The 12,899-nt window shown below is 56.2% G+C and carries 12 protein-coding genes; 6 read left to right on the forward strand and 6 right to left on the reverse strand.

Features of this window, described 5'->3' with window-relative positions:
* On the reverse strand, positions 1-780 hold a 780-nt coding region (locus tag ACREAY_RS05605), incomplete at its 3' end, for a hypothetical protein (protein ID WP_431754779.1).
* Positions 781-881: 101 nt separating this feature from the next.
* Between ACREAY_RS05605 and ACREAY_RS05610 the strand changes: the two genes are divergently transcribed.
* The 3 genes from ACREAY_RS05610 (at position 882) to ACREAY_RS05620 (ending at position 4,245) form a co-directional block, all read left to right on the forward strand.
* The gene (locus tag ACREAY_RS05610) at positions 882-1,037 is read left to right on the forward strand and encodes a hypothetical protein (protein ID WP_431754780.1); all 156 of its coding nucleotides are present in this window, start codon (positions 882-884) and stop codon (positions 1,035-1,037) included.
* Entirely contained in the window at positions 982-3,762 is a 2,781-nt protein-coding gene (locus ACREAY_RS05615; RefSeq protein ID WP_431754781.1) for a DEAD/DEAH box helicase, read from the forward strand. The genes ACREAY_RS05610 and ACREAY_RS05615 overlap by 56 nt, the downstream gene beginning before the upstream one ends.
* A 90-nt stretch (positions 3,763-3,852) precedes the next feature.
* Positions 3,853-4,245 carry a DUF2267 domain-containing protein gene (locus ACREAY_RS05620; RefSeq protein ID WP_431754782.1) on the forward strand — a complete coding sequence of 131 codons (393 nt, stop codon included), beginning with the start codon at positions 3,853-3,855 and terminating at the stop codon, positions 4,243-4,245.
* 79 nt (positions 4,246-4,324) lie between these two features.
* On the opposite strand, the gene ACREAY_RS05625 is transcribed toward ACREAY_RS05620, so the two are convergent.
* The 3 genes from ACREAY_RS05625 to ACREAY_RS05635 form a co-directional block, all read right to left on the reverse strand.
* The gene (locus tag ACREAY_RS05625; RefSeq protein ID WP_431754783.1) at positions 4,325-4,633 is read right to left on the reverse strand and encodes a hypothetical protein; all 309 of its coding nucleotides are present in this window, start codon (positions 4,631-4,633) and stop codon (positions 4,325-4,327) included.
* A gap of 340 nt (positions 4,634-4,973) precedes the next feature.
* A complete protein-coding gene (locus tag ACREAY_RS05630) occupies positions 4,974-6,209 on the reverse strand; it encodes a carboxylate-amine ligase (RefSeq protein ID WP_431754784.1) in 1,236 nt (411 codons plus the stop codon).
* Positions 6,210-6,240: 31 nt separating this feature from the next.
* Complete coding sequence (locus tag ACREAY_RS05635; protein ID WP_431754785.1) at positions 6,241-7,689, reverse strand: hypothetical protein; 1,449 nt, start codon at positions 7,687-7,689, stop codon at positions 6,241-6,243.
* Between the two features lie 126 nt (positions 7,690-7,815).
* On the opposite strand from ACREAY_RS05635, the gene ACREAY_RS05640 reads away from it, so the two are divergent.
* Complete coding sequence (locus ACREAY_RS05640; RefSeq protein WP_431754786.1) at positions 7,816-8,754, forward strand: ABC transporter ATP-binding protein; 939 nt, start codon at positions 7,816-7,818, stop codon at positions 8,752-8,754.
* Here the strand turns inward: ACREAY_RS05640 and ACREAY_RS05645 are convergent.
* Positions 8,751-9,518 (reverse strand): ABC transporter permease, encoded by a 768-nt coding sequence (locus ACREAY_RS05645; protein WP_431754787.1) that lies wholly within the window; start codon positions 9,516-9,518, stop codon positions 8,751-8,753. The two genes, ACREAY_RS05640 and ACREAY_RS05645, sit on opposite strands and share 4 nt — an antisense overlap.
* A gap of 63 nt (positions 9,519-9,581) precedes the next feature.
* Between ACREAY_RS05645 and ACREAY_RS05650 the strand changes: the two genes are divergently transcribed.
* Positions 9,582-10,004, forward strand: a complete 423-nt coding sequence (locus ACREAY_RS05650; RefSeq protein ID WP_431754788.1) for a DUF4440 domain-containing protein — start codon at positions 9,582-9,584, stop codon at positions 10,002-10,004.
* A gap of 37 nt (positions 10,005-10,041) precedes the next feature.
* Entirely contained in the window at positions 10,042-10,776 is a 735-nt protein-coding gene (locus ACREAY_RS05655) for a zinc-ribbon domain-containing protein (protein ID WP_431754789.1), read from the forward strand.
* Here the strand turns inward: ACREAY_RS05655 and ACREAY_RS05660 are convergent.
* Positions 10,760-12,865 carry a 4-hydroxybutyrate--CoA ligase gene (locus ACREAY_RS05660; protein WP_431754790.1) on the reverse strand — a complete coding sequence of 702 codons (2,106 nt, stop codon included), beginning with the start codon at positions 12,863-12,865 and terminating at the stop codon, positions 10,760-10,762. The genes ACREAY_RS05655 and ACREAY_RS05660 overlap by 17 nt on opposite strands.
* Positions 12,866-12,899: the final 34 nt, after the last annotated feature.

Raw genomic sequence — 12,899 nt, forward strand, 5'->3', positions numbered from 1 at the left:
GTCCAAAAGCTCGTTAATGTTCTCAATGTACTCCCAGCCGCCCAGCTCGCTTGCTCCTGCGCTTTCAAGCTCGAACGCCTCTTCAAGCTCGTGCTGGATGCCGCCGATTACGGTCCCTACCTCGCCGGGGCTAGCAGGCCTGGCAACAAGCGCGTCAAGCTGGCCAAAGAACCCCTCGATCTCTTCTGCCTCGTGCTCGGGCGTGTCCGCCTTTATCTGCTCAAAGACTGCCTTTGCCCGGTTGATAAATGCCGTCGCGTCCTGGTATTCTATCTCTTCGGCAACTGCGCCGTCCACGACGCCTTCCCCGTACTCGAGCTCGGCAGTTTCCAGCAGGCCTACCGCGACTGCCGCCCAGAAGGCCGGCTCTTCGCTTTCAGATGCAGGCACCACCGCCTGTACCGCGGCGTCAAGGTCGGCGTTAAGGTCTGCGACCCTGCCCTCTACTTCTTCAAGCGAAAGGTCGCCTATCTGCTCGAACAGGCCGTTCAGGCCCGCCTCAAGCTGAGTATTGAGCTCCGGATCGTGCTCGGATATCTCGCCGGTGATGAGCGAGTAGACCTCCTCGACGGGATGGCCGGCATGTGCTGTCGCCAAGGCGGTATTATTTGCCGCCTTGTTTTCAACGGCCTTGTCAAGGTGTCCCCTGATGAACTCTACGTTTGTCGCAAAATCAATATCCGCCGGGTGTGCGAATGCTTTTGCGGCAGACCCGGATGTCAGCATGAATGCGGACAGCGCGAGGGCAGCCGCAAGCATGACGCTTGCCTTAATTTCCATACGCGCCACGCGCCGACATCTCTTATAAAGCTAGGAACCGATTTTCGCTTCGTGGAACAAAACAAGAACGTATTTATGCACCGGTAGTCAATTCACCCCGCATGATAGGCGAAGCGATTGCAAACTTTGATTCCTATATCGGCGTCGCGATAGGATTGTTTGTGGTCGGCCTGTTTGCAGTAATGGTCTATGAAAGAGCAAGTGCCAAGTCCCGCCAGCAGCAGCCCGCAGCTGCAGACCGCGACGACAAGCGATAGCGACAGGCTCATCGTAGAAAAGTTTACCACAGAAGGCTTTTCCAAGTTAACCACGATACAGCGAAAGGCCCTGCCGGTCATCGCAAGGAAGGTGAACTGTTTGCTCGTGGCGCCCACCGGCTCTGGCAAGACCGAGGCGGCAGTCATGCCCGTGTTCACGATGCTTGCCCACGCGAGGGGCAAGGCGGGCGCGATAAGGGCCATATACATCACGCCCCTGCGGGCGCTCAACAACGACGTGCAGCGCAGGATAATCCGCTATGCCGAGTCGAGCGGCCTGCGAGTCGACATCCGCCACGGGGACACCACCGCGACTGCCAAAAAAAAGATAGTCGAAAACCCGCCGGACATATTGATAACGACGCCTGAATCGCTGGCAGTCGTCCTGACGAGCGAAAAGATGCTCGCTGCATTAAAGGGCCTTGAATACATCATCATCGACGAAGTGCACGAGCTGGTGCCGTCAGAGCGCGGATCGCACCTGTCGATAAGCATGGAGCGCCTCGAAGCAGTGTCAGAGCAGCGCGTGACCAGGATAGGGCTCTCTGCCACCGTCGGCAACCTGAAGCAGGCTGCGCAGTTTGTTTCAGGCGCCGGCAGGCGCCACGCGGTGCTTGTCGACACCTCGGCGAGGGGCTATGACATTGAAATAAAGTACGTAAAGGGCTCGCTCAACAACGTCGCCCATTTCGTGACAGACTATGTAAAGACAAACAAGCCGGACGGCTCGGTGCTCCTGTTTACAAACACCCGCGACGAAGCCGAGTACCTGGGCACGATGCTGAAAAACCAGTCAGAAGTCAAGGTGGACATTCACCACGGCTCGCTCTCAAAGGAGATGCGCGAAGAGACCGAGCACACGTTGCGCGCAGGCGACGCCGGGATTGTAGTCTGCACCAGTTCCTTGGAACTTGGGCTTGACATCGGCTCTGTAGACCTTGTCATCCATTACGGCTCGCCTAGACAGGTGTCAAAACTGATGCAGAGGATAGGCAGAAGCAGGCACAGGCAGCGCACGTTTGCCAAGGGTCTCATCGTGACAAACAACCCCGACGACGAAATCGAGGCGCTGGCAATCATCAACCGCATGAAGCAGGGCTCGATAGAGGAGCAAAGGATGCACGAAGGGGCGCTTGACGCCATGGCGCACCACCTTGTCGGCCTTGCCATGCAGACCCGCGACCCGGTGAGGGTGGAAGACGCATATGATTTGGTGATAAGGGCGCACCCGTACCGCAACGTCACACTCTTTGACCTTGAGAGCTGCCTTGACATCCTCTCCGGCCACAACGTGATAAGGTACGACAGGAACAGCAGGACATACGTGCGCAAGATGAAGGCGTACAAGTACTACTTTGAAAACCTCTCGATGATACCCCACGTGCTGAAATTCGAAGTCATCGACTCTATCAGCAAGCGCAGGATTGGCACTCTGGACCAGCAGTTCGTTGGCGATTACGGCGAGCGGGGCAATGTCTTTGTGCTAAAGGGAACGCAGTGGCGCGTCCTTGCTGTGGACGAAAGCAGGATGGTCGTAAACGTCGAGCCTCTGCGCGGCGCGGCAATAAACATCCCCTACTGGGTCGGCGAGATGATACCGGTGGACTGGAAGACGGCAGACGAGGTCGGCAATGTGCGCGGCAAGGCCGCAAAGGGCCAGCTGAAACTGTCGACTCCGATAATGGACGACACTCTAAAAGACTTGCAGGTAATCCCGGACGCAAAGAACATTGTCGTTGAAAGCTTTACGGCCCGCAACATGCTCGTGATGCACTCGGCGCTAGGCTCAAAGGTCAACAACACCCTTGCGTCGCTCCTGTCGACGATACTGTCGTCGCAGCTGGGCTACATGGTCGAGTCAAGGGCAGACGCGTACAGGATAATGCTGACGTCAAGCGCAAGGATGAGCAAGGGCAGGATAGAATCTGCACTGAACGACACGTACGACCTGGAGCCGGTCATCATCGCGTCGCTCACCGGGACGCACCAGATCAACTGGAAGGTATGGATGGTGGCCAAGAGGTTTGGCATGATAGCGAAGGAGGCAGTCTATGACAAAAAGGCTGCGCGCATGATCTACGACCGCTATGCCAAGACGCCCGTCAGTTCAGAGTCTATACGCGAGCTGGTGCACGACAAGCACGACATCGAGCAGGCGAAAAAATTCCTTGCAGAGATAAAGTCGGGTGAAATCAAGATCCACTGGATAGAGGTGACGAAGTTCTCGGACCTGGCGAGGCCCATCATGGAGCACTCTGCAAAATCAGCGGCCGCGCCGGCCAACATCGAGCAAGGGGTCATCGAGCTGGTAAAGGAGCGGCTGGAAAAGACAAAGCACCGGCTCGTCTGCATCCGGTGCGCCAAGTGGGAGCGCGTCATGGAGACAAAGGAAGTGCCGGAAGAGATAGTGTGCCCGCTCTGCAGGTCAAAGCTCGTCACGGCGACGTTCTGGTCGGACAATGAAATGGCAAGGATAATCAAGACGCGGCTTGCAGGCGGCAAGCTGAGCGCAGAGGAGAACCACCGCTTTGAGCGGGCGTGGAAGGTCGCGTCGCTTGTCAACAACTTTGGCAGAAAGGCAATAGTAGTGCTGGCAGGGCACGGCGTGGGCGCCGACACTGCGGCAAGGATACTGCGCAACTATGTCGACGACGACCATGTCTACCGCAGCATATACGAGGCTGAAAAGCAGTACGTAATCACCAGAGGATTCTGGAACGACTAGACAGTTGCATTAAAGAACCTCAGGAATTTTTTTAGCGCATCTTTTTCTTGGAAATCCAAACTCTTTAATTTATTCTCACATCGTATGCATATGGAAGGACAGCAAGATCTAGTTAACCAACTAGCTCAGCGCGTAGGAATCACTCCAGAACAGGCAAACACGGCAATCACCCTGGTCTCAAAGACGCTGCTGCAGAAGGCCGAGCCAAACAAAGCCTCAAGTCTTTTGTCAAAGCTGCCGTCAAGCATTACAAACATCTTTTCAGACAACGAAAAGCAGCAGTTCACGTCGACCAAGCAAAGCGTAAGCAACGAAGAGGTGATCCGCAAGCTCGGCACCGATGCCGGCATAAAGGACCCGAAAAAGGCCCAGCAGACCACCGAAGAGGCAGTAAAACTGCTGCAGGAGAAAACTGGAGAGAATGATCTGCTGGACAACGTCATGGGCAAGTTCAAGAACATGGACCTTAACCCATTCGACTAGTTGGACATAAAATGCAGCACAGCATGCATGACCGCATCTAGCGTTCAGCAGACCGTGCTGTCGATTGACCCTGATGTGCTTATTGCAGGGTCAGCGGGAACTCGGTGCCCTCTCCGACGCCCTTTGTGTTGGCGTTAGCGACCAGCAGGTACTTGCCGGGCGAGTATTTGCTGGCATATTTGTTGTCCTTGGGCGAGATCTTGAACTGCATGGTCTTCTTGCCTGATGCAGGCGTTGCAATGTCCGTGTTCAGCATTGCCTGCTTGTTTCCCTTGTCGTCGCATTTCCACAACTGCAGGATTGAAGATTCTGGCTCTGGCTTAACAGAGACTTCTATGTTTTGTCCATACGAGAGCGCTTGAGGAATACCATTGAATTCGTACTGCATTGGCTGTATTGCGGCTCGTAATTTTAAAGGGTGTCAGCAACATCTGCTGTAACATTGTCCATTATGCAAAAGATCAGAAATCCCCGGTACGTCCCGTGCGTTCTTGACAGCTGAACAATAGTCCCCCCTCTTTAGCTGGCAGCCAGATTTTTCCGATATCAGGTCCAGACACCTGCGGCCTGGAACCATAAAAACTAGCAACTCGTGCATTTCTTGTCCATCCCCTGAAAATCTATGGACCTCTCCCGCCGCATCTTTATGCGCACGAAGTAATATTAAAGAACTATTATTTTTGACAGTTTCCACTGGAAACGCACACTACCGCTTTGCGGCCATCCAGTCAGGAGATGGGCCGGTTGTTTTTCGTCTTGTCCCAGATGTCGGCGATGACTTCTTGCAGCGTCTCTTCGACGTTGCCGTCAAAGTTTGCCTGCCACAGGCGCGCGACGTGCTCGCCGGCGGTGTTGCGGTTTTCTATCCTCCTTTCAATGACGCCCAAGAACTGCGGCTTTATCCCAAGGTCCAAAAGCCCCTTCTGCGCAGTTGCGACCTGGCTTTTTGCAGTATCGACGACGTTGAGGTGCGTCTGGGCGTTAAAGCCGGAGCGCACCACTGACTGGCGCTCCTCCCGCACAGTGGCAAGCGGCCGCAATGCGCGCCCTTCGTGTATCGCCCGGTGCAGGTACCCTATGAAAAACTCTATCATGGCCATCATCGTCCGGGGCGTGGGCTGGACTGACATTACCCGCGTCTCGACGCGGTAAAAGCCGGTGTTGAGCCGTATGCGGGCGTCATCGTGGCGCTCTTTGACCAGCTCGAAATAGTCTTTTGCGACCACAGGTTTTCTCGACGTGATGTAGTCGATGTAATCCTCGACGCCTTCTAGGTAGCGCGCCACTCCAGGAAAACCCGAGTTCTGTTGCTCCGACTGGTCGTACATGAATAACCTGGGCTCGTGCAGCGAAAAGACGCGGCCGGCAAAGAGTCGGCTGTTGGCGCCAAGCAGGATGACTGACGGTATCAGGTTCAGTATGTGGTTAAACATTGCCGCCGTAAAGCCGGGGTTGCGCCCCTGCAGGTGCATGTGGAACCCCTGGATGGCAGTCGCGACCTGCACCGCCTTGAATTTCTGGCCGTCCATTTCGATGTCCGGAATCTTGCGCTGCCAGCGCGCCAGCCTCTGGTACCGGGGCTTGTCAGTAATCAGGCCCTCTGAAATGTGGGGCGACGGGTTTGCGCCCAGAAAGACCGGCGTCGCCCTGCCATGGACCCTGTTGACGGCCTTTTCCAGGTCTTCGATGAACCCCTCGAACTGGAGGTTCAGCCCTTCAATGCCATCCATCGGCACCGGCTCGGTCTTGAATTCCAGCTGCGACATCCCGTATTCATAGTCGACGTCATGCTTGCCCTGCAGAGCCTCCACCACAGGGCCGGCGTCGACCGGCCTGCCTCTGCCGTCAAGAAGGCAGACTTCGATCTCCACCCCCACCCGGAAATCCTCGTCGCGCCTGTCCGCGTGCTTGCGCACCCTCGCCTTGAGCTCGTCGGCCTGCCGCTGTATCGCAGAGCGCCTCACGGCAACAAAAGGCCGGCGCGGCTATTTGTCCTTAGCCTAGGTGCGTTATAGAAGAATATGAGCGCAAGGTGAGCTCGGGCCGGCCTTCCCTGCCGGCGCCGGCTGTGGCGCCTATCACCCGCAGCCTGTCGCCCACGCTCAGCTTGTTGACTGCGTTGCTCTGTGCGCGCCAGCCCACAAGGCGGATCTCGCCGGTGTCGTCGCCAAGCAGCGTGGAGGTGACTGTCACAGTCTCGCCAGATTTCAGGTTCACGTCGGCGGTGTCTGGTGCCTGCAGCACTATCGCCTCGACTATGACAGGAGACGGCTCGTTGGTCGCGACGATGTCTCTTATCTTGCTCTCAAATTTTGACAGATTGGGAAAAGACGGATCGTCGTCTGTCACGCGGAGGTACGAGTCTTCCTTTGACAGAGTGACTGAATTGCCAAATATCCTTGAAGGGATGCACTCGACCATCGAGCCGGGCTCAAGCGTGCCGGCGGTCGCAAGCGAGTTGTCGATTGTGAGCGATAGAGCCCTGCCGGCCCTGTCGGCTGCCAGGCAGAGAAAGCTGCCCCTGCCGGTCTCCTCGCCGACAGAGATTATGCGCAGGGGCATCACGTCGACGTCTTCCTGCGAGCCGGAAAATTCCAGTATCGTCCCCTCGTCACCGTGCAGCTCAAAGTCGCCGTTGCCAAACTGCGGGTTTCCCTGCTTTACCCTCACGCCCACCAGTTTTACTTTAGCGCCGGTCTTGAAGACCTTGGGCACCCGCGACTCGTCGATGTTCCATATCACGGCGCGCAGAGTCCTCGTGCCGGGCTCGTTTGACACCTGCAGCTGCAGCGACTTGCTGGCCTCGCCGCGCTGGTTCACAAAGTCGTTGATGCGCGGGTTTGCGTTGACTGTGCCCGTTATGACGGCAGAGTCCTGCGTCTCTTGGACATCGTCTATTGTTATTGCGAGCGAGTCGACGGCGGGGATCTGCTGCGAGTCGTCCTTTACGACTTCGAGTGTGCTATAGCTGCCAAGATTGAGTATCGGCTTGCCATCAAGGCCGGCCCGCACGTACCCCTTTACCACCTTGACAAGGTCGCCGGAATGCAGGCCCATCTCGTCAGGCACCCCCACCTGCTTGTCCCACAGCTTTACCTTTACCCTTGCGTCCTTGTCAAAGATGACTATGGTGCGCGTCGACGACTGCTCGTTAGTGTCCTTTTTTGTAAACTTGAAAGCGGGATAGATGTTCATTATCCGGCCGGTGACTGTCACGTCCTTTGCCCCGACGTACAGGTCCTTTAGCCCGGACTGCGCCTTGGGCACGTTTTCAAACGATATTCCAAGGTCTGCCGCGACCAAAAAGAGCGCTCCCTGGTCTGTCAAATAGCCGGCGCCCACCTTGCGCTTTTTTTCGTCCACCAGATCGCGAATCTGCTCTGCACTAAGCTCTGGCTTTTGCTTTAGCAGTATGTTTACCATGTCAATAAAACTCAGCGACACGCCGTTGCCCTCGGTAGACTTTTGGCGGGCTTGCTAATATATCTTGAGAGAAAATGCTTTTCCATCAGGATTGCAATGCCGGGCCTGCGATACAGAAATTAGCCGGTCCATGCAATCTGCTTGGAGATGGCCGACTATTGCATCAGCGTGTCAGACCTGCGCATGAATTATGGCAACTTTGTCGCCGTTGACGGCGTTTCATTCAACGTCGACTATGGCAGGGTTTTTGGCTTTCTCGGGCCAAACGGCGCCGGCAAGACGACCACCATCAAGGTGTTGACGACGCTCCTGCACCCCACTTCTGGCTCGGTGAGCATTTTTGGCAAGGACGTCGTGAAACACGCCAAGGAGGTCAAAAAGCGCATCGGCGTGGTGCTGCAGGAGCCCAGTTTCGAGGGCAACGTGACTGTGGAAAAGGCGCTTGACCTTTACGGCATGATGTGGGGCGTGCCGGGCGAAAAGAGGCGTGACAGGGCCCGGGAGCTTGTCGACAGGTTTGACCTGCAAGAGTTCAAGGGCAAGAAAAACGACGAGCTGTCGATAGGGCAGCGCAGGCGCGTCCAGGTGGCGAGGGAGTTCATGCACGACACGGACCTTTTGTTCCTGGACGAGCCCACGGTCGGTCTTGACCCGGCGGCACGCAGGATGCTGCTGGATTACGTGAAAAAGCACGTGCACGGCGGCCTGACCGTTTTCTTTACGACGCACATCATGGAAGAGGTGGAATACCTGTGCGACGAGATAGCAATCATCAACAAGGGCAGGATGATGGCCATAGACACACCGGCGGGGCTGAAGCAAAGATACGGCGGAATAAAGGCGCTGGAGATAAAGCTAAAGGGCACGGCTCAGTCCGTCATGGACATTGTAAGGCCCGTCGCCGGCGGCTCGGCCATTGAAATACCGGCGGAAGACACTGTGCGCATCAGCTCGCAAAACGCGCAGGAGCTCTTGGTGAAATTGATAGAGGCGCTGGCGAGAAACTCGGTCCAGATAGAGAGCGTGTCTGTCAACCCGCCCACGTTTGAGGAAGTGTTCCTCACTGTCGTGAGCGGCAAGGACTAGACCTTCATCCGCAGTATCGACATCGTGGCAAGCGCAAACGTGCCGGCGGCGACTGCCGCGATTATCCCGACTTCGACGTTGGTAAAGAAGGTAATCTGGTTGAATATGCCGGCGCGGGTAATGTCGACGATGTATGTCAGCGGGTTGACGTAAAAGGCGGCGCCTAGCGCGCCGGGCACGCCTTGGCTCGGATAAAAGGCGGAGCTGACGAAAGAGAAAAAGAGAAAGACGCTGTTGACGATGACGTTAAAGCCCTCGCTGCTCTTCAGCCTCGTCGAGATGATGACAGCTATCGAGCCAAAGAATATCGCGCCCACCAGGAGAGCGTAAAGGATGTACAGCGAACCAAGGAGCGTGGGCTGCGCGCTGCCGATGAGCGTCGGCGAGCCAGCTAGGAGGATGAGGCCGGCGCTGGCAAGGCCCATCAGCATCGTGGTCACGATGTTGCCGAGGATGTAATGCATCCGGGCAAATGGCATGACGAGGATCTGCTTGAGCATGCCGTTTCGCTTGTCGTTCCAGATGATGCTGCCCGCCGCGGTACTCGAGTTCATCATGTTAAAGCCGACCATGCCTGCCGCAAGATATGCAGGGTAGGGCACGCTGGCGTCCCCTATTGCGACGCCCTGGTCGCCAATGAGCGCGGAATAAGAGTAGCCAGCGATAAAGATGTAGATTATCGGAAACATTATCTGCCATATCAAAAAGACCTTGTCTATCGACGCGACGAGGTTCCGGTAGAGCAGGACTGCGACAGCGTTCACGGCGTGCAGGATTGACGTGTTGTTGATATATTAATCATCATAATGTCTATGCATCCATTGCCAATGGCCGAGAGGGAGATAAAAGAAATGGTAGACGCGGAGACCATGGCATGGAGCAGCCAGGACGTCGACAAGCTCCTCGATCTATTCCACCCGGACATGGTATGGCCGGGGCCTATGACTGCACAATCCCATGACCCTGTCGACTGGATCTTTGAGCTCGGCCGCTTTGACAGGAACCGGTGGAGGAAAGAATGGTCAGAACTTTTTGACTCGTATCGGCTAGTCCACAACATACGCACGATACAAAAGATCGTTGTTTCAAAGGAAGGCGACGGGGCATTTGCAGTCGTTGACGTGGACACGCTCTGGAAGAGGCGTGACGACGGAACTGACTTTCACTGGAAAGGCAGGGCTTGCAAGATCTATACTAAAGTTGGCAGAAAATGGAAAATGATTGCCCACACGGGGCTGCTGCTGTACTAGGCACGATTTAAATAACTAGCAGGCGCGCAAATGTGCAATGATGGCAGAAGACATGGCCGAGAAGAAATTGCGCGGCTCTGGCGGTTTCGCTATTGCAAAGGTTTCAGACGACGAGCAAAAGATGGCCAACCTTGGAGGGCCTGAATTATTCCTCGCCGGCATCGGCAGGCTTGACGCTGACAGGTTTGTAAAATATTTCTGCAACAAGTGCGAGCGCGACTTTGAAGGCGCGCCGGCGCTCAGCTACGAGAACCCAAACGAGGACCTCGGCGAGGGAGTGACGCTGGCTGAAAAGGGCGAGTACAAGTGCAGGGCGTGCAGCGCCACGATAGCGCAGTATCGCAAGTTCAGCACGCCGGCGGCGCAGGCCGCCCTTCAACAGCAGCAGGCGCCAAAGACAGAGACAGCGCCGGAGACGACAGCCATCACCCCGGCACCCATTGCAGTCGCTGTGCCGCCGGCAGAAGGCTTTGTCGGCATACAGCAAATAGTTGGCATGGCCGCCTATGACGGCGAGGCGATGCTGGTCGGAAGGGTGCAGGAAGTCGGGTTGCGCAGAACGGCCGGCAACGCCAGGATAATGGTCAAGATAGCCTCCGACGCGGGGCAAAAAGAGGTCGAGTGGGACGGCATATCAAAGATAGGCGACATCATATTGCTTGGGACCACGTCCAGGGCGCCTACAGGCGCGAACAAGTGCCTGTCGTGCGGCTACCAGAACGAAGCGGGAGCGGCATTCTGCGAAGAGTGCGGCTCTAAGCTTTCAGTATAATCCTCGCGTCGACCACGCGGGCGCCTTTTCCCTCTTCAAGCACCAGCAGAGGGTTGATGTCAAATTCCTTTATTTCTGGAAAATCAGTCACCAGCGCCGACAGCCGCTGCAGACAATCCGCGATTGCTTTCTGGTCTGACGGCCGCTCGCCCCTGACGCCCTGCAACAGCTTTATCGTCTTTATCGACCCGACCATCTTGGCCGCCTCCCGCTCGTCGATGGGCGCAATTCTGAAAACGACGTCCTTTAGCACCTCGACATAGATGCCGCCGAGGCCGAACATGATGACTGGCCCAAACGTCGGGTCCTGGCTTGCGCCAAGTATGGTCTCCTTTGCCGACTTTACCATCTCTTGCACCAGCACGCCCTTTACCCTGGCGTCGGCCTTGTACTTTTTCGCGCTCTCTATTATCGCCCTGAACGCCCCGCGCAGCTCGTCGTCGCCCTTGACCCCCACCTTGACCCCGCCGGCGTCAGACTTGTGGATAATGTCCGGCGACGCTATCTTCATGACGACAGGATACTCTATCTCCTTGGCCGCCTTGACGCACTCGTCTTCTGTCGCGCCAAGGATGCTCTTTGGTGTCGGGAACCCGTACGCCCTCAAAACTTCATAGCCCTCCTCTTCCAGCAGGTTGTTGCGCCCCTGCTGCCTCACGCTTGCAAATATCTCTTTTACCTTGTTCATGTCCTTGGCAAACGAGAGCCTGTCTGCCTTGGCAGACGAGCTGTCGACCCAGTCCTTGAAATCGTAGACGGATTTTAGCGTCCTTATCGCCGGCTCTGCATACAGGTAGTAGGGCACGCCCCCTTCAGACATTATCGCCCTGTTCTCCACGCCCTCTGCAAGGCCCATCAGCGACGCCAGCATCGTCTTTTCAGGGAACTGTTTTGACATCTTTACCAGCGTCCGCGCAAGGTCGTCATAGTTCAGTGTGGCCGAAGGCGTGCACATCGTGACTACAGAGCCGACGTTTGGATGCGCAAGCACCAGCTGCAGGACCTTCTCGAACCTGTTGAAATCTGCGTCGCCGACAATGTCAACGGGATTTCTCGGCGAGCCGTACGCTGGTATTACCTGCGAAATCGCGTCTTTGATAGAAGAAATGTCGGCCATCTTCAAGCCATATTTTGAGCAGGCGTCAGTCGAAATGATTGCCGGGCCGCCTGCGTTGGATACGATGACGACGCCGCCACGTGGCAGCTGCTGCTTTGAAAACGCGGTCGCAAGGTCAAAGAGCTCGCCCATCGTGTCGACGCGGATGACTCCGCACTGGGCAAACGCGGCTTCATAGTTTGCATCAGAGCCGCCCAGCGCGCCTGTATGAGAGGCCGCAGCCTTGGCGCCTTCCGCGGTCCTGCCAGACTTCAACACAATGATGGGCTTTTTCTTTTCTGCGGTTATCCTCTTTGCAATCTCCATGAAGCGCCTTGCGCTGCGGATGTCCTCTAGGTACATCACGATAACGCGTGTGTCGTCGTCCTCTGCCAGCAGCTCCAGTATGTCGCTTTCGTCCATGTCGACCTTGTTGCCCATGCTGATGACCTTTGAAAAGCCAATGTCCTGAGCCTCTGCGTCTTCGACAGTCGCGGCGCAGATTGCCCCGCTCTGCGAGACCAGCGCGATGCCGCCGTGCTTGGGAGTTATCTTTAGAAAAGTGGAATTCATCATGTTGTCGCCGGACAGGCTCATGATGCCGAGGCAGTTTGGGCCGATGACCCTTATGCCGTACTTTTTGGCTATTTCGCCTACCTCCTTTTCCAGCTTGGCCCCCTCCTCGTCTATCTCCTTGAACCCTGCCGAAACGATTATCGCGCCCTTGATCCCCTTCCTGCCCACCTCTTCCATCACGGCAGGCGTGAACCTGCTCGGGGCGGCCAACACCGCAAGGTCGATCATTTCAGGAATGTCCATCACGCTCTTGTATGCAGTCAGGCCGCCCACCGTCGCGTTTGAAGGCGTCACTGGGTAGATCTTGCCCTTGAAATGCTTGGCAATGTTTGTAAAGATGGTCTTGCCGACGCCCGGCTTTTCAGAGGCGCCAATTACTGCAATCGACTTGGGGGAGAAAAAGATCGAGCTGGACATGATCAGAAGGAGTCGGGTCTAGGTGGTTATAAAA

Source organism: Nitrososphaera sp., from assembly GCF_050748925.1.
Classification (GTDB): domain Archaea; phylum Thermoproteota; class Nitrososphaeria; order Nitrososphaerales; family Nitrososphaeraceae; genus Nitrososphaera.